This window comes from Roseateles aquatilis (assembly GCF_002205645.1).
GTDB lineage: Bacteria > Pseudomonadota > Gammaproteobacteria > Burkholderiales > Burkholderiaceae_C > Roseateles > Roseateles aquatilis.
Genome location: NZ_NIOF01000011.1, coordinates 25,672 through 42,719, shown reverse-complemented (window position 1 = coordinate 42,719; position 17,048 = coordinate 25,672). Strand labels below are relative to the sequence as shown.

At 70.9% G+C, this 17,048-nt stretch carries 14 protein-coding genes; 6 read left to right on the top strand and 8 right to left on the bottom strand.

What is annotated here, in order from left to right; all coding sequences use genetic code 11:
- Nucleotides 1-11: 11 nt before the first annotated feature.
- Entirely contained in the window at nt 12-710 is a 699-nt protein-coding gene (locus CDN99_RS20330) for a fumarylacetoacetate hydrolase family protein (protein ID WP_088386734.1), read from the bottom strand.
- A gap of 243 nt (nt 711-953) precedes the next feature.
- Here CDN99_RS20330 and CDN99_RS20325 point away from each other — a divergent pair, with 243 nt between their 5' ends.
- A complete protein-coding gene (locus tag CDN99_RS20325; RefSeq protein ID WP_088386733.1) occupies nt 954-2,288 on the top strand; it encodes a septal ring lytic transglycosylase RlpA family protein in 1,335 nt (444 codons plus the stop codon).
- 73 nt (nt 2,289-2,361) lie between these two features.
- Here the strand turns inward: CDN99_RS20325 and CDN99_RS20320 are convergent, their stop codons facing one another.
- A complete protein-coding gene (locus CDN99_RS20320) occupies nt 2,362-3,273 on the bottom strand; it encodes an SDR family oxidoreductase (protein ID WP_088386732.1) in 912 nt (303 codons plus the stop codon).
- A 44-nt stretch (nt 3,274-3,317) separates the two neighbouring features.
- Here CDN99_RS20320 and CDN99_RS20315 point away from each other — a divergent pair, with 44 nt between their 5' ends.
- The 3 genes from CDN99_RS20315 to CDN99_RS20305 all read left to right on the top strand — a co-directional run bounded on the left by CDN99_RS20315 (nt 3,318) and on the right by CDN99_RS20305 (nt 6,393).
- Nucleotides 3,318-4,469, top strand: coding sequence for a GGDEF domain-containing protein (locus CDN99_RS20315; protein ID WP_158218902.1), 1,152 nt, complete (start codon nt 3,318-3,320; stop codon nt 4,467-4,469).
- Nucleotides 4,466-5,653: a GGDEF domain-containing protein gene (locus tag CDN99_RS20310; RefSeq protein ID WP_088386730.1), complete on the top strand. Its 1,188-nt coding sequence runs from the start codon at nt 4,466-4,468 to the stop codon at nt 5,651-5,653. The genes CDN99_RS20315 and CDN99_RS20310 overlap by 4 nt, the downstream gene beginning before the upstream one ends.
- 122 nt (nt 5,654-5,775) lie before the next feature.
- Nucleotides 5,776-6,393 carry a hypothetical protein gene (locus CDN99_RS20305; RefSeq protein WP_088386729.1) on the top strand — a complete coding sequence of 206 codons (618 nt, stop codon included), beginning with the start codon at nt 5,776-5,778 and terminating at the stop codon, nt 6,391-6,393.
- Between the two features lie 113 nt (nt 6,394-6,506).
- Here CDN99_RS20305 and CDN99_RS20300 read toward each other — a convergent pair whose 3' ends face one another.
- From CDN99_RS20300 to CDN99_RS20275, 6 genes are all read right to left on the bottom strand, one after another.
- The gene (locus CDN99_RS20300; protein ID WP_238139637.1) at nt 6,507-6,833 is read right to left on the bottom strand and encodes a DUF3325 domain-containing protein; all 327 of its coding nucleotides are present in this window, start codon (nt 6,831-6,833) and stop codon (nt 6,507-6,509) included.
- 17 nt (nt 6,834-6,850) lie between these two features.
- Complete coding sequence (locus CDN99_RS20295) at nt 6,851-8,497, bottom strand: PepSY-associated TM helix domain-containing protein (RefSeq protein ID WP_088386727.1); 1,647 nt, start codon at nt 8,495-8,497, stop codon at nt 6,851-6,853.
- Nucleotides 8,488-8,811 carry a DUF3649 domain-containing protein gene (locus CDN99_RS20290; protein WP_088386726.1) on the bottom strand — a complete coding sequence of 108 codons (324 nt, stop codon included), beginning with the start codon at nt 8,809-8,811 and terminating at the stop codon, nt 8,488-8,490. Before CDN99_RS20290 ends, CDN99_RS20295 begins: the two co-directional genes overlap by 10 nt.
- 2 nt (nt 8,812-8,813) lie before the next feature.
- Complete coding sequence (locus CDN99_RS20285) at nt 8,814-11,054, bottom strand: TonB-dependent siderophore receptor (protein ID WP_088386725.1); 2,241 nt, start codon at nt 11,052-11,054, stop codon at nt 8,814-8,816.
- Nucleotides 11,055-11,493: 439 nt separating this feature from the next.
- On the bottom strand, nt 11,494-13,164 hold the full coding sequence (locus tag CDN99_RS20280) for a tetratricopeptide repeat-containing diguanylate cyclase (protein WP_088386724.1): 1,671 nt from the start codon (nt 13,162-13,164) through the stop codon (nt 11,494-11,496).
- A gap of 32 nt (nt 13,165-13,196) precedes the next feature.
- Nucleotides 13,197-14,735, bottom strand: a complete 1,539-nt coding sequence (locus CDN99_RS20275; RefSeq protein WP_375134455.1) for a CoA-acylating methylmalonate-semialdehyde dehydrogenase — start codon at nt 14,733-14,735, stop codon at nt 13,197-13,199.
- Between the two features lie 101 nt (nt 14,736-14,836).
- Here CDN99_RS20275 and CDN99_RS20270 point away from each other — a divergent pair, with 101 nt between their 5' ends.
- Both CDN99_RS20270 and CDN99_RS20265 read left to right on the top strand, forming a co-directional pair.
- The gene (locus CDN99_RS20270; RefSeq protein WP_088386722.1) at nt 14,837-15,811 is read left to right on the top strand and encodes a LysR family transcriptional regulator; all 975 of its coding nucleotides are present in this window, start codon (nt 14,837-14,839) and stop codon (nt 15,809-15,811) included.
- Nucleotides 15,812-16,232: 421 nt separating this feature from the next.
- A complete protein-coding gene (locus tag CDN99_RS20265) occupies nt 16,233-17,045 on the top strand; it encodes a YecA/YgfB family protein (RefSeq protein ID WP_088386721.1) in 813 nt (270 codons plus the stop codon).
- Nucleotides 17,046-17,048: the final 3 nt, after the last annotated feature.

The window sequence follows — 17,048 nt, the reverse complement described above, 5'->3', positions numbered from 1 at the left end:
CGCCGTCCTGCTTACTCGGCGTCGCCGATCGTGAGGGTCAGCTCGCCGAAGCCCTCGATCACGCCGACGATCTTGTCGCCCGGCTTGACCGGACCGACGCCTTCCGGCGTGCCGGTATAGATCAGGTCGCCCGGCTCCAGGTGATAGAACTGGGACAGGTTGGCCACCAGCTCGGGGATGCTCCAGATCATGTCGGACAGGTCGCCGCGCTGCTTCTCGACGCCGTTGACCGACAGCGTGATCGCGCCCTTGGACAGCTCGCCCAGCTCGGCGCGCGACACCAGCGCGGTGATCACGGCCGAATGCTCGAAGCCCTTGCCCAGGTCCCACGGGCGGCCGATGGCCTTGGCCTCGTTCTGCAGGTCGCGGCGGGTCATGTCGAGCCCGGCGGCGTAACCCCACACGGCGTCGGCGGCCTGCTCGGGCGTGGCCTTGAAGACCGGCTTGCCGATGGCCACCACCAGCTCCATCTCGTAATGCAGGTTCTTCGTGCCGGGCGCGTAGGGGATGGTGCCGCCCGACGGGGCCAGCGCGCTGGCCGGCTTGGTGAAGTAGAACGGCGGTTCGCGGTCGGGGTCGCTGCCCATCTCGCGCGCATGGGCGGCGTAGTTGCGGCCGACGCAGAAGATCCGGCTGACGGCGTACTGCGCGTCGGTGCCGCGCACGGCCACGGCGGCCTGGGGCGCTGGGGGGAAGATGTAGGTGCTCATGGCGGTGCGGTCGATACGACGGAAAAACGAGCGTGGAGCATACCCTTGGGAAGGTCTGCATGGCGCCCCACAGCCGCCGCAGCCCCGCTTCGGGCGCTCTGCGGCACGGCAGCTCCTCGCCATGGCGTCGGATGGCTGCGGTCGGCGCCTTGCAGCGCATCCCGGATCGGGGCCGCGTCAGCCGCGAGGCGCCGTGCAGACCTTCCCTTGGCAAAACCGCGCCGCGTTGCTAGGGTTGCGCCCATGTTTGAAGCCCGCCCCGCCGGCCAGCGCCTGGCCGTCCTGACGTGTGCCCTGATCCTGGCCGCCTGCGCCAGTCGAGGTCCCGCCCCCAGCCGTCCCGTTCCCGGCGGTCCCAAGGTCTCCTCCTGGCCCGACCGGGACGGCCCCGAGGCCACCATCCCGCCCGATCTGCAGCGCGTCCCCGACGCCATGCCCAGGCTGGAGTCGATCCGCAAGGGCGGCCCCAACAAGCCCTATGAAGTCCTGGGCCAGCGCTACGAGCCCGTGGTCGACGACAAGGCGATCGTCGAGAAGGGCCTGGCCTCCTGGTACGGCCGCAAGTTCCACGGCAAACCGACCTCCAGCGGCGAGGTCTACAACATGTACGCGATGACGGCCGCCCACGCGACCATGCCGATCCCGAGCTACGCGCGCGTGCGCAACCCGAAGAACGGCCGCGAGATCATCGTCCGCATCAACGATCGCGGCCCGTTCCACAAGGGCCGGATCATCGACCTGAGCTACACCGCCGCCCTCAAGCTGGACGTGCTGCACGGCGTCAGCCCGGTCGAGATCGAGCGCATCACCTACGAGGACATCCGCACCGGCGCCTGGACGCGCGACCGCGACACGCTGTCCCCGGATCCAAAGGTTCCGCCCGACACGCCGGTCTACGCGGCCGCCTCGCCCAGCGGCGCGCCAGACCTGACCACGACGGCGCAGCTGCGGCCGCCGATCACCCCGGTCGTGCCGGTGCCGGTGCCGGTGCCGGTGCCCGCCCGCACCGCGCGGGCCACGACGCCGCCGGCCGCATCGCCCATCCCGCCGTCGGCGGCCTCCCCCACGTTCACCGCTTCGCCGGCCTCGGCGGCGCCCCCGATCGCATCGACATCGACATCGACATCGACATCGACGGCAGCGACATCGCCGTCGTCATCGACGCCCTCCGCGGCGGTCGCCTCCTCCGGCCTGGTCCCGATCCCCGTCACCGCGCTGCCGCCCGGCAGCGACCTGCCGCCGGCCGGTCAATCGCGCGCCGACGCCGTCGCCACGGCGACCGCCGGCGCGATCGCTGCCACGGACCCGCGCGCGCCGGTGCCCCCGATGAAGATCGCCGCCGCATCCGGCTACTGGCTGCAGTTCGGCGCGTTCTCGCGACTGGAGGGCGCGGAGTCGCTGCGCGAGCAGTTCATGCGCAGCATGGAATCGCTGGCGCCGATGCTGACCATCTTCAAGGACAAGAACCTGCACCGCCTGCAGGCCGGTCCGTTCAGCAGCCGCGAGGACGCCCGCGCCGCCGCCGAACGCGTGCGTACCGCGATGGCGCTGACGCCGGTGCTGGTCGAGCGGCGCTGAGCACCGCGACCCACCGCCCGGCGCGGCGCCTCATCCCGCGCTTGGTCCCGCGCCAGTCGCCCCGCGGCTCGCCTCAGCGCCCGCCGCCCACGTCCAGCGTCGCGCCGACGGTATAGCTGGCGGCGTCAGACATCAGCCAGGCGATCGCCTCCGCGATCTCCTCGGCGCGGCCCAGCCGGCCGATGGGAATGCCCTTTGCCGCCTCGCCCAGACGCGCCCGCAGCTGATCTGCCGGCACGCTGTCGGCGTGGATGTCGGTCTCGATGATGCCGGGCCGCACGCCGTTGACCCGGATCCCCAGCCCGATCAGCTCATGCCCCAGGCTCAGCGTCAGCGTGTCCACCGCGCCCTTGCTGGCGGCGTAGTCCGAATACACGTTCGGCGATCCGCGCCGCGCCGCCCGCGACGACAGGTTCACGATCGCCCCGCCGCGACCGCCGCTGGCGGTGCTCATGCGCGCGGCGGCCTGCTGCGTGCAGTAGATCAGGCCGAAGACGTTGACGTCGAAGACACGCCGGATCCGGTCCGGCGACAGGTCGGCCAGCGAGGCCGACGGCGCGACGACGCCCGCGTTGTTCACCAATCCCGTGACCCGACCCAGCCCCTCGTCGACGGCGACGAACATCGCCGCGACCTGCTCGGGGTCGGCGACATCGGCGCGGACCGTCATCGCGCGCCGTCCCATGGCCCGGACACTGGCCGCGATCGCCTCGGCGGCGCCCGCGTCCTGCCGGTAGTTGAGCGCCACGTCGTGCCCGCGCTCCGCGAGCAGCAACGCCGTCGCGGCACCGATGCCGCGCCCCGCGCCGGTGATCAGCGTGACCGGGGACAGCGGCGCGAGCCCCCGCACCGCGCGCAGCGTCTCGTCGCCGTCGACCAGCCCGGCGGGAGCGCCGGAGGCACGATCGGCGGCCCTTTCGACGGACGACTGGGCGGACGGCGCGGCGGCACGCGCCGCCTGCGAAGCGGGGACATCGGCGGTCATGCGCGCGATTGTGCGCTCGCGGGCCCTTTGCGATGATGGTCCGCATGCCGTCCCTCGACGCCGCCACCCTGCTGATGGTGATCGCCGTGTTCGATGCCGTCGCCTGCGTGGTCTGGCTGCTGCTGGGTCAGGTGCTGCGGATCGCGCCGCGCGCGTCGCGTCGGATCTCGGCGTATCACGGCCTGCTGGCGCTGGCGTGGTGGCCGCTGATCCCGCCCGCGATGGAGGGGCCGATGGCGTTGCCGCTGACGATCGTGGCCGCCGGCCTGTTGACCGCCGGGGTGCGCGGCCTGATGCGCGTGCGGTACGCCGCGTGGGACCTGGTGGCGATCGTGCTGGTCGCGCTCGCGGCCACCGCCGTCGTCCTGCCGGACCTGAACGGCGCGCGCGTCGTCGCCAACGCCTGCGGTGCGCTGCTGGCCCTGATGGCCGCGTGGGACATCGCCCTCGGCGCCGGCTTCCGGATCGGGCTCACCGGCGTGGTCGTGCTGCCCTATCTCGTGCTGGCCGCCGGCTGCCTGTGGCGAGCGGGTGGGCTGCTCGGATGGTTGCCGCCGAGCCTCGGACTGAAGGGCCTCGCCAACAACGCGCCGCTGGTGCTGTTGCGGCTGGCGGTGGATCTGGCGATCGCCACCGGCCTGGTGGCCCTCGTCATGCAGCGGCTGATCGCCCGCGTGCGCCATCTGACGCGCCGCGACGCGCTGACCGGTCTGTTGAATCGTCGCGCTGTCGAGGAGCTCCTGTCCCGCCTGCAGGCGCAGGTCGATCGCGGACGGCGCCACGCGGTGCTGGTGCTGGACGTCGATCACTTCAAGCGCATCAACGACGAGCTCGGCCACGCCGGCGGCGACGCCGCGCTGCAGCACCTGGCCCGCGTGCTGGGCGAGACGCTGCGCGACACGGACGGCTTCGGCCGGCTCGGCGGCGAGGAGTTCGCCTTACTGCTGCCCGACACCCCCCTGGACGGCGCCATGCTGGTCGCGGAGCGGCTGCGGCGCTTGTTGCAGGACCAGCCGCTGGACTGGGGCGACAAGGTGTGGCCGATCAGCGCCAGCTTCGGCGTGACGTTGATGCGGCGCGACGATCCCCACGGCCGCGCGGCGCTGGCCCGCGCCGATGCCGCGATGTACGCGGCCAAGGCACGGGGGCGCAATCGCGTGCTGCGCAGCGCCGAGGACGTGGAGCCGCACGCATGATCGACGCCACCGACCCCGTCTCGATGATCGCGGCGCTGGTGACGGTGTTCACCAGCGCCGCGGTGGTCTGGCTCATGATCGCCGCCGGGCTGCGGGAGTCCCCCTGGGCCTGCGCCTGCCTGGCCGGCGCGAACGCGTTGCTCGCCGCGTCCTTCCTGCTGCACGGCGCGCTCGGGCTGACATTGCCCGGGCACTACTGGTGGTCCGACGTGCTGTCGCTGGCGGCGATCGGGCTGATCCGGCTGGCGGTACCGCTGATCGGCGAGCGGCCGGCACCGTGGGTGGTCGTGTTGAGCGCGGTGATCGGCATCGGCGCGGCGACGACGCTGCTCGCCTCCGGCCAGCAATCGCTGCTGCACAAGACGCTGCTGTACGGCGCGATGGGCGCGATGGCCTTGTATGCCGCGCTGGACGCAGGGCGCCTGCTGTGCGTGCGCGGCCTGCGGTCGCGCACCTCGCTGGCGCTGGCGTCGCCGCTGATCGTGGTCGGGCTGCTGATCCTGGCGCGACCGGTGGAAGCGCTGCTGGCGCCGGGCCGCACAGCGGACATCGATGTCGACAGCACCTTCAACATCGCGTGGCTGTGGGCCTCGCTGGTGCTGGCGCTGCTGATCAACGGCTGGATAGCCTTCCTGCTGCTGATGAAGTTGATCCTGGAGATCCGCCGCCTCACCGAGCGCGATCCGCTCACCGACGCGTTCAACCGCCGCGCGCTGGCCGAGGCGATGGACCTGGAGCACGCGCGCCAGATGCGCGGCCACGGCTACGCGCTGGTGCTGCTGGACATGGACCGTTTCAAGCAACTCAACGACACGCTGGGCCACGCGGCCGGTGACGCGGCGTTGAAGACGCTGGTGATGGTCGCGCAGCCTTGCCTGCGCGAGACGGATCGGCTGGGACGCCTGGGCGGGGAGGAATTCTGCGTGCTGCTGCCCCACACCGGCATCGCGGGCGCGGCGCTGGTCGCGGAGCGGATCCGGGCGCTGCTGGAGGCGCATCGCTTCGAATGGAACGGGCAGGACTGGGCGTTGACGGCGAGCTTCGGAATCGCGGAGTCATCGGCGCGCGACATCAGCGCCGCGGAGGTGCTCAAGCGCGCGGATCAGGCGCTCTACCGGGCGAAGGCGCAAGGGAGGAATGTGGTGCAGGCGGTGGAGGTGGAGGAGGCGGCTGGGCGGACCTGAGGCGGCACAGACCCGCCGCACGACACTTCTGTCCACGATGCGTTTTTTCACATCCATTGAATAAGATCCGGCGCTTTCTATCCAGCACGAATCCAGCAACACCGAGCGAGGGAGAACCAAACATGATTGAAAAACGCCGCGTGATCGTCGGTCTGATGATGACGTTCGCCGCGACGGCGGGCGCGCAGAACGCTGGCGAAGAGCGACTCGGAAGCGCCTCGCTGGGCGTCTCCATCGTCAAACCGAAGGATTGGCACATTCGCTCCTCCAACGAGACGCTTGCTCTTGCCAAGATGCTCAAGCCGAGCGACCCTGAGGCGGAAAGGCGCTGGCGCGATGCCATGCGCGCACCGCTGGTAGTGGTGGCCAAGTACCCGGCCGCTCATCAGGGTCTCAATCCGGCATTCCGAGTCGACGTGAAGCCGTATGGCTCGGTGCCGAGCAACGCCTCGGGTGCGGCGATCGTCGAAGCGATGGCAAACATGCTGAAGGCCAACTTCAAGGACATGCAAGTCGAGAAGGGCCCGCTCGACCTGTCGCTCAAGGGGCAGAAGGCGGGCTATATCAAGCTCAACTACGTCAATGTGTCCACGACAGGATTCCGATTCCCGACGACCGCGGAGTTTTGGGCGATTCCGCGAAAGGACCACTACGTGGTGCTTGGAGGCAGCTACGGCACCGGCGACGCGGCCGTGGAGGCGGACATGGCCGCGATCGTGAAGACCGTGTCCTTCGACTGAACCGAGGCGCGGCGCAATGCCGAGCGACGCGCGCGGCCACCGCCCCCGGTCGGCGGCGTGCGTCGGATCCACGACAGCGCAACGCCCGCTCGTCACATTGCTTCTTGTAGGCCTCACCGCCCGCCGATGCCGGTGAGCGGCAACAGCATCACCCCCGCCGCCCCGACCGCGATCGCCGCCGCGGGCAAGCGCCTCGGCCACCACGTCGCCAACGCCACCACGGCAGTCGCTCCGGCGGTGAGCTGCACGGTCCACATCACCCACGCGATCCCGACATCCGTCCGCGGGATCACCGTCCACCACGACGCGATGAACGCCACGACCGCGACGGTCCTCAATCGCCGCACGCGCCGCGCGCTGGGCGCCTCGTCGAGCGCGTCCTCGTGATGACGCTCCATCGCCAGACACAGCGCGGCGAAGGCCGCGAACGAGCACAGCATCGGATGCAACAAGTCCATCACGCCCCCTTCCCCGACACGACGGCCGCGGGCCCAGGCACCTTGGCGGCAAACGCAGGCGGCTGGCGCCGCCGACCGCATTTCCACGCCAGCACCGCCAGCAGCGCGGCGATGCCGATGAAGCCGGCATTGACCGCCTGTACCGTCTCCATCGCCCGCCAGAACGGCCATCCGCCGACCACGTCCATCACCGGCAGCATCGCCCACGCGATCGCGCCCGCCACGAACAGATGCCGCCAGCGCGCGCCCAGCGCCGCCGCCAGGAAGCCCAGCGCGAGCACGCCGTAGAAGACCTTGATCTCCGCATCCTGCCGCTGCGCCATGTCCAGCGGCAGCCAGCGCGTGGCGTGGCAGAACGCCGCCATCGCGATCGGCAGGCCCGCGATCGCGCCGATGTTCAGCGCGTCGACCAGCTTGTGTCCCGCGCCGACCGCGACCTTGCGGCGCTCGGCATCGGCGCGCCGCTTGACGCTCCACAGCACCAGGCCGGTGGCGATCATCGCGGTGCCCAGCAGGCCCAGGCCCGCCAGGATGAAGCGCATCGGCAGGTCCGCAAAACGCGCCACGTGCAGGCCGTAGAGCACGCCGTAGGTTTTTGCGGCCGGCCGATCGGTGTCGGACTTGCGGATCAGCGTCAGCGTCAGCGTCTGCGCGTCGTAGACCAGGCGCGGTCCGCGGTACTGCAAGCGGTCGCCGTCGTGCGGGCCGATCTCCACCACCGCGCGCTCGCCTTCGCGCTGCAGGCCGATGCCTTCCACGCGACCATTCGGCAGGCGCCGGTGGAAGTCCCTCAACAGCGACGCCCAGCCGGCGGCGCCGATGGTGGGCAGCGGCGGGGCCGCCGCTGCCTCGCCGCCACGTTGGCGGGCGCGAGGCGTGGGGTCCCCGCTCAGCTCGCCGAAGTAGGCGGACGACTGGTCCCCATAGGCCGCGGCGATGCCGCCTGGCAGGTACAGGCTGTGCATCGTCATCAGGCCGCTGAAGGTCACGACCAGGTAGAACGGCAGCGCCAGCACGCCGCACAGGTTGTGCGCGTCCAGCCAGGCGCGCTGCGCGGCCTTGGCCTTCGGGCGGAAGGTGAAGAAGTCCTTGAAGATGCGCCGGTGCGTAACGATGCCGCTCAGCAGCGCGACCAGCATCAGCAGCGTCGCCAGGCCGACGGCCCAGCGTCCTTCCAGGATCCACTGGCTCTGCTGGGCCGAGCGCAGCTCGAAGTGGAAGCGATAGAAGTACTCGCCCGCGCCGAAGGTGGTGCGCGCCTTCACCGCCTCGCCGGAGACGGGATCCAGCCAACGCTGCTCGAAGCGCGCGCGCTGGCCTTTCTTCGCGGGGGCGTCGCGGTAGAAGACCGACGCCAGCGGACGGCGCTCGTCCTGCGCGGTGAAGTGCCAACTGGCCGCGCCCGGCGCGAGTGTCCGCATCGTCGTCTCGACGCGCGCGAGCTGCTCCGCCGTCAGCGGCCCGGCCGCCGGCAATGCGTGCAGCTCGGGCCGGCTCCACAGGTTGAGCTCCTGCTTGAAGAAGGCCAGTGTGCCGGCCAGGAAGATCGCGAACAGCACCCAGCCCAGCACCAGCCCGGTCCAGGTGTGGAGCCAGGCCATCGCCTGGCGCAGGCCTTCGCGCGCGCCGTCGGTCCTCATGTCCATCCCCCCTTCATCACGCTGGCGCCGAGCAGCAGCGCCGGCCCGAGCACCCAGGCCCACGCGCGCCACGCGCTGCGCGCGGCGAAGGCGGTCATGAACGCGACGGCGTAGGCGACGAAGCCCAGCATCGCGCCGGCGATCGCGCCTTCCGAGCGGCTGCCCGACAGCAACGGCTGCCCGTGCACCGCGATCGCCGCGGCCACCGCCGACGCCAGCGCGTAGCCGCCACCCAGCGCCGCGATCACGCGCGACGCCACGGCCGCGCGATATCGCCACGGCAGTGCCGCGGCGGTCTTGGATGCACCGGTCGCCGCCATGCTCAGAAGCGGCCGCGCAGGCTCACCATCACGCTGCGCGGGTCGCCGTAGTTGGGGTAGTCCAGGTTGGCCCAGTAGGTCTTGTCCAGCGCGTTGCGCACCGACACGCCCAGGCTGAAGTGATCGTTCAGCTGGTAGTTGGCGTGCAGGTTCACCAGCACGTAGGCCCCCTGATCGACCGTCACCGTGCCCAGCGTCGGATGGGCGATGCCGTAGCCGGTCACCTTGCTCTGCCAGTTCAGGCCCCCGCCCACCGTCAGCCGCTCCCAGGCGCCGCCCATGCGGTAGCTGGTGTTGAGCTGCAGCGTGTGGCGCGGCAGGTTGGCATAGATCAGGTCGGACGGATGGCGGGTGATGCGCGTGTTGGCGTAACCCGCGTTCAAGGTCCATCCCGGCGCGATCTGGCCGGCCGCATCGAACTCGAAGCCCTTGGTCTTCGTGCCGTTGACGCCGATGTAGGCGGAGCTGCCGTCCGGCAGCGAGCCCTCGAGCTGCGACGAGTCGCGCACCGCGTAGTTGTCCTGCTTGGCCTCGAAGACGGCGAAGGACAGCGCCAGGCGCTTGTCGAAGAGGTCGCCCTTCAGGCCGACTTCGGTGTTGCTGCCGCGGATCGGGGCGAGCAGGTTGTTGTCCTTGTCCTTGTTGTTCTGCGGCTTGAACAAATCGGTGTAGCTCGCGTAGAGCGACACCGACTCCGCCAGGTCGTAGACGAAGCCGACGTAGGGCGAGACCTCGTCGGTGACCTTGTACGCACCCGTCGTGGCGGTGAAGTTGCCGGCGGTGTTGTACGCGTCGGTGCCCGTCTTCCAGTTGCTGACGCGCGCGCCGGTGATCACCGACAGCGGCTCCGTGACGCGCCAGCGCGCGGTGGCGAAGACGCCGCTCTGCTCGGTGGTGGCGATGCGCTTGGCGCCGGTGGGGCTGAAGGTCGGCGCGGGGGCGGAGCCGTCCCACGTGCGGATGTCCGGGATGGTGTAGCTCCAGCCGCTGATGGCGCTCAGCGTCGGCGTCGTGGTGCGCGTCTTCACGCCGTTGGCGCCGATCACCAGGTCATGCGCCCGACCAAACAGCGACACCGTGCCCGAGGCGTAGACATCGAGGCTGTCGCGGCGTTCCCAGCTTTTGCCGACCGCCGCCAGCAGCTTCAGGCCCGCGCCGGTGGTGGGATTGGCGTAGCCGCTGGCGTAGGTGCGCAGGCTGAAGGAGTCGCCCTCGCTGTGATTGGCGATGACCTTCAGCGACCAGTCCTCGCCGAGCTTGTGATCCAGCGACGCGTAGGCCGTGCCGCTCTGGCGCGACCAACGCGTCCAGGACGGCGAGAAGCTCGTCGAGCGCGGCAGGTTGGCCAGCGAGCCATCCGACGCGAAGCGCGGAATCGTGCCCCAGATCGGGCTCTTGGGCACGTTGTTCTGGTCCTGGTAACCCAGGGTCACGGTGGTGCCCGGCAGCAGGTCGGCCTCGACGGTGCCCATGAAGGCGGTCTTGGTCTCGCTGTGGCGGTCGCGGAAGAAGTCGCGCTCCTGCGCCGCGGCGATGAAGCGCGCGCGCACGCGGCCGTCGCGGGTCAGCGGCGTGTTGACGTCGACCTCCACGCGGTGGTGGTCCCAGGAGCCCATGATCAAGCCGCCGTAGGCCTGGAAGGTCTTCTCCGGACGCTTGCGTGTCATGTTGACCGTCGCGGACGGAATGCCGGCGCCCGTCGTCAGGCCGTTGGCGCCACGCACGACGTCGATGCGGGAATAGAAGACGGTGTCGTACTCCTGGTTCGTGCCGCCGCTGTAGGTCGGGATGCCGTCGACCTGGAAGTCGGTGATCTGGAAGCCGCGCGCGAAATACAGCGGGCGCTGCGTGTCGTAGAAGGACACGTTCACGCCGGTGATGTTCTGCATCACGTCGTTGATGCTGATCAGCGTCTCGTTCTCAAGCCGCTCGCTGTCGATGCTGCTGACCGATTGCGGCGTCTCGCGGGCCGTCAGCGGCAGGCGCGTGCTCGCGCCTTCCAGCTTCTTGCGCGCGGCGCTGATGGTGACGCGGTCCAGCGCGCGCCGACGATCGGCGGCCGAGGCCTTGCCGGCGTCGCCAGAGTCCGCGGCATCGGTGGCATCGCCGGCATCGGCGACGGCCGCGTCGGCGCGAGCGGCCGCGGCGCCCGGCGCGGAAGAAGCCTGGGCGTGGACGGAGCCGGACAGCAGCAACGCGACGGCGGCCGCGACGGGGAGGACGGAGAGGTGGTTGCGAGACATGGAGGGATCGCGTACCGGCGCGCGCAGGCGCACCGCGCCCCAAGGGGCTGGTGAAGGAGAAGGGCTTGCGGCGTCCTGCCCGGGGTCCGCGTGACGCTCGCGGCGACGAATCGCCGTGGGACGCGGTGGGGCTGGAAATCAGGCTGGCACGGGGAGGCCGGCGCCCGCGCGCGGATCTCGCAGCAGGCAGTCAGGACCGAGACCCATCGGAGGATTTACCTTCCAGATGAGAACTGTTCTCATTGTAGAAACAGCCGGCACCGCGCCGCAGGCAAAACCTGGCCCCTCGTAAGGGCAACGGGCGAAGGGCGGATCAGGTGTGGTGCCCGCGCCCCGACGGGAGCACGTCGCTCGCTCCGTCACGGGCTCTCGTGGTGTTTCTCGCGGTATCCCGTCGTTGCACGGCGATGGCGCCGCGCCGTGTCGACGCGGCGCCGCTTCAGGCCAGCGCGACGCGGTTGCGGCCCAGGTGCTTGGCGCGCTCGACGGCGGCGTTGGCTCGCGAGATCAGTTGGTCCGTCGAGTACGGCGGCGCGCTGGCCAGGCCCATGCTCAGCGTCACGTCCAGGCCCGGCGCGAGCTCGCTCCACGGATGCACCGACACGCTGGCGCGGATGCGCTCGCAGACCTCGAAGGCGCGATCGGCCACGGTGTCGGGAAACACGACGAGGAACTCCTCGCCGCTCCAGCGCAGCAGCAGGTCGCTGGTGCGGGTGTTCTCGCGCAGCAGCTGCGCCAGCTCCTGCAGCACGCGGTCGCCGATGTCGTTGCCATGGCGCTCGTTGATGTTGCGCAGGCCGTCGGCGTCGATCAGCGCGACGGTGAGCGGGCGCGCTTCCTGCTCGGCGGCGCGCAGCAGCGGCGGCAGGCGGGCTTCGAGGCAGCGGCGATTGCCCAGGCCGGTCAGCGGGTCCTTGAAGGCGGCGGCATCGCGGTCGGCGACCATCCCGGCGTCGGCGGCGAATTCGGCCTCCATCCGCGAGACGAAGTACTGCGACTGCGCCATCAGCTGGGACACCGCCCGGCGCCGCTCCAGCCCCCGGGCCTGCTCCAGGTGGAACAGCGCCGGCCCGAGCAGCGCCAGCGCCTTGGCCGCGCGGAAGCAGGTCTGGTGCAGACGCAGGCGGATGAACAGCGGCACCTGGTCGGCGAGCACCCCTGGCGCCGCCTGTCCCGGTCCGTCGAGGCGGTCGATCTGCTCGCGCAGCGCCTCCAGCGCCTGCCACGCGGCGGACGCCTGCCCGCGCGCGAGCTGCAGCTCCGCCAGCATGCAGCGCAGGCGCCAGTCGAGCAGGCGGAAGCCGGCCCGCTCGCATTCGTCGAGGGCTTCGCGCAGCAGCGGCTCGGCCTCGTCCAGGCGCCCCATCTGCAGCAGCACTTCGCCGAAGTTGGACGCGGTCAGCGCGATGCCGTAGCGGTCGCCGAGCTGCAGGGAATGGGGCCGCGCCTCGCGCGCCAGTTCCAGCGCGCGCTCCAGCGTGCGCGGCGCCTGTTCCGGCGCGGCGCCGTCGCGCTGCAAGTGAAAGGCGCCGATCGCGACGGTGCAGAGGTTGGTCAGGGTCACCACGCGCTCATACGCCGTGGGCTCGGTGCGCAGCAGTCCGGCGGACTCGCTCATCAGGCGCTCGGCCTGCCAGGGATCGCCCATGCGTTCGAAGCAGGCGCCCAGGCCGTTCAGCGCGATCGCGTGCAGTCGGGGGTCGGCCAGCTCGCCGGCCAGCTTGAGCGCCTCGTGCGCGCAGGCCAGGCCTTGCTCGTACTCGCCGAGCTCGCAGGCGGCCAGGCTCATCCAGCGCAGCACCTCGCACATCGCCGGGCTGGGCCCGAGTGGACGCATCAGCCGCAGCGTGCGCTCGCCCGCCTCCAGCATGCCGCGCAGGTCGCCCTTGCGCAGGCGGAAGAAGCTGCGCAGCTTGCCGGCTTCGGCCTGCTCGTTGATGAAGCCCTCGGCCTCGGCCCGCCGCCAGACCGCATCGGCCAGCGCGAGCCCATCGTCGAGCCACGCCTGGCCTTGCGCCACGCGCGCGCGCTCCAGCAGCTCGCTCAACGGCAGGCCGTCGAGCGTCGCGGGCGAGTCGGATTCAGGGGAGGACGTACCGCTTGGAAACATCCGGCAAGCGTAGCCGAACCTGAGCGCGCCGCTCAGCGGCTGGTCGGCATCACGAATTCGGCGCCCTTGGCGATGCTCGCGGGCCAGCGCTGCATGACGCTCTTCTGCTTGGTGTAGAAACGCACGCCCTCCTCGCCGTAGGCGTGCATGTCGCCGAACAGGCTCTTCTTCCAGCCGCCGAAACCGTGCCACGCCATCGGCACCGGAATCGGCACGTTGATGCCGACCATGCCGACCTGCACGCGCCGCGCGAACTCGCGGGCCACGTTGCCGTCGCTGGTGAAGCAGGCGACGCCGTTGCCGAATTCATGCGCGTTGACCAGCGCCAGCGCCTCGGCGAAATCCTTGACCCGCACGCAGACCAGCACCGGGCCGAAGATCTCTTCCCTGTAGATGCGCATGGTGGGCTGGACGTGATCGAACAAGGTGCCGCCGGTGAAGAAGCCGTCGGCATGCCCGTCGACCGCGTGGCCGCGGCCGTCGGCGACGAGCGTCGCGCCCTCCTCGACGCCCAGGCCGATGTAGCCCTCGATGCGGTCGCGCGCCTCGCGCGTGACGATGGGGCCCATCTCGGCGTCCAGCCGCATGCCGTCGCCGATCTTCAGCGTCCTGGCGCGCTCGGCCAACCGGGGCACGATCTGGTCGGCCACGTCGCCGACCAGCACCGCCACCGAGATCGCCATGCAGCGCTCGCCCGCCGAGCCGTAGGCCGCGCCGATGAGCGCGTCGACGGACTGCTCGATGTCCGCGTCGGGCATCACGACCATGTGGTTCTTCGCCCCGCCCAGCGCCTGCACGCGCTTGCCGTTGCGGGCGCCGGTCTCGTAGATGTACTGCGCGATCGGCGTCGAGCCGACGAAGCTCAGCGCCCGCACGTCGGGGTGGTGCAGCAGCGCGTCGACGACCTGCTTGTCGCCCTGCACGACGCTGAAGATGCCGTCGGGCAGGCCGGCCTGCTTGAAGAGCTCGGCCACCAGCAGGCTGGGCGACGGGTCGCGCTCGCTCGGCTTGAGGATGAAGGCGTTGCCGGTGGCGATGGCCAGCGGCGCCATCCACATCGGGACCATGAAGGGGAAGTTGAACGGCGTGATGCCGACCACGACACCCAGCGCCTGCCGCGTGGTCCAGTTGTCGATGCCGGTGGAGACCTGCTCGGTGTAGTCGCCCTTGAGCAACTGCGGCACGCCGCAGGCGAACTCGACGATGTCGATGCCGCGGGTCACCTCGCCCTGCGCGTCGGTGAAGACCTTGCCGTGCTCGGCGGTGATCATCGCGGCGATGCGGTCGCGGTGCTGGTTCAGCAGCTCCAGGAACTTGAACATCACCCGCGCGCGCCGCAGCGGCGACGCATCGGCCCACGCGGGGAACGCGGCCTGCGCGGCCGCGACGGCGCTGTCCACGTCCTCGACGTTGCCCAGCTGCACCTGCCGCGCCACCTGCCCGGTGGCGGGATTGAAGACCGACTGGCTGCGCCCCGACGTCGCCGCGCGGCGCTCGCCGCCGATGAAGTGCGTGACGTCCGCGCCGTCGGTGAAGGCGGGGGTCGAAGGCAGGTTGCTCGAGGGGCTCACGGCAGTCTCCGGAATCTCTTGGGATCCAGCGAGTCTAGGCATCGCCTCCCCACCTGCCTAGGCCAGATCGCTGACCAGATTGTTCGATAGACTGAACAATCATGGACACCGACTCGATCTCCCCACCCCGCGCCGAGGCGCGCGATGAGCTGCTCTGGCCGCAATTGCAGGCGCTGATCGCGGTCGCGCGGCTGGGCAGCTTCACGAAGGCGGCGCAGCGGCTGGGGCTGTCCAAGGCGGCGGTCAGCCAGCGCATCTCGGATCTGGAGCGCCATCTGGACCAGCAACTGGTGCAGCGCACGACGCGTTCGGTCCGGCTCAGCGAGGCCGGCCTGCGGCTGGTCGAGCAGGCGGAGCCCGGCCTGGCCCTGCTGACCCGCAGCCTGAGCGAAGCGCGCGAGGCGGCCGGCGCGCCGCGCGGGCTGCTGCGCGTGACGGCGCCGGTGGCGCTGGGCAGGCAGCACGTGGCGCCGGCGCTGCCGGCCTTCTTCGAGCGATATCCGGAGCTGCGCATCGAGCTGGACCTGTCCGACCGCCTGGTGCCGCTGGCGCAGGAGGGTTTCGACCTCGCCATCCGCCACACCAGCGCACCGCCGGAGACGCATGTGGCGTTCAAGCTCTGCGGCTCACGCGCGCTGCTGACGGCGAGCCCGGCCTACCTCGATCGCGCGGGCATGCCCCAGCATCCGGCGGAACTGGCGCGGCACCGCTGCCTGCCGTATCTGCGTCCAGGCCCGGCGCAGTGGTTCTTCGAGCGCCGCGCCGACGAGTCCGCCCGCCCCGCCGCGCAGGAGCCGCAGCGGATACGCGTGCCGGTGCAGGGGCTTCTTCGCGCCAGCAACAGCGAGGTGCTGCGCGACGGCGCGCTGTCGGGGCTGGGGGTGGCGCTGCTGCCGGACTTCAGCGTCGGCGACGCGGTGCGCGAGGGCCGGCTGGTGGAGGTGCTGCCGGGGTGGCGCGCGGTCGGCTTCTTCGGCGACGCGATCTATGCAATCCATCCGTGGAGCGGCCACACCCCGCAGGGGGTGCGGCTGTTGGTCGACCACCTGAAGGGGGCGATGGGCGGGGGATTTTGAGCCCCCCGCAGCGGGCTGCCTTGTGTCGCCGGATGCGATCGCTCAATACACGACCCACAAAAAAGGACGCCCGACCAGCGAGCTGACCGGGCGTTGCAAGTCCTAGAAAGGACGTCGTTGGGATCGGTGCATTCCGTCGAAGGGATTCGTTGGGAACGCGTGATGTGGACTCTAGGGCGAACCCTGAGGGTCTGACATCCCCAGGAGGTGGGATACCCCTGATAAATGGTCAGCAGGTGTAAACAGCGCTCCGCATTGCGGAAATGAAATCGGAAATCCGCCTGCGGACCGCTCCTTGCGTGCGGTACCGAACAGAGCCTGTCCTGCCCACCGTGCCTTTCGGCATGCCTGGGCACGGCATGCGTCGCCGGTTGTCATGACAGTACGACCATCGGAAGCGCGACCCGGATAATCGCGCCCCATGACCGCGCCCAAAAAGCCTCCCTCGAAGTCCGCCCCCCGTCCTCCGGCCAAGCCCGGCACCGGACGCGGCGCGGGCCCCGCCCATGGCCATCGCGCGCCCACGCATGGGCCGCAGCATCGGGCGCCGGGGCATGCCGCGGCAGCCGCGCAGCCCGCCGCGTCGGCACCGCCCGAGGCGTGGGCCGACGAGGACCTCGATCGGCTGCAGGCCCTGCTGGACGACGTGCCCGCGCCGCTGGAGCCGCTCGACGCGTCGATGCTGGACGGCTTCCTGGTCGCGGTGATCCTGCAGCCCAAGCCGGTGCCGCTGGCGGACTGGTGGCGCTGGGTGCTCGACAGCGAGGAGGGCCGCGCGCCGCCCGCGCGCTTCGACGCCGCGCCGCTGCTGCAACTGGTCCAGCGCCGCGAGCGCGAGCTCAAGCAGGCGATCGCCGACCGGCAGTGGTTCGACCCCTGGGTGTTCGAGCTCGACGAGGACGCGTCGCCGTCCGAGACCGTGCTGCCCTGGGTCGCCGGCTTCGCGCTGGCCGCGGACATCTTCCCCGGCCTGATGGGGCTGGACGAACTGCAGCTTACCGAGCCGCTGGCGCAGCTCTACATGCACCTGGATCCGGACGACCTGGAGGACGCGGACGCGCTGCTCGAGGAAATCGAGAGCCTGGAGCCGGCCGCCGATCTGGAGGAGGCCGTCGAGAGCCTCGTGCGCGCCAGCCTGCTGCTGGCCGACGTGTCGCGCCCGCTGCCGGCGGCCAGGCCGCAGCGGCCGGGCGGCCCGCGCCGCGGACCGGCCCCGTCGCGCCGCCCCCGCTGAGCG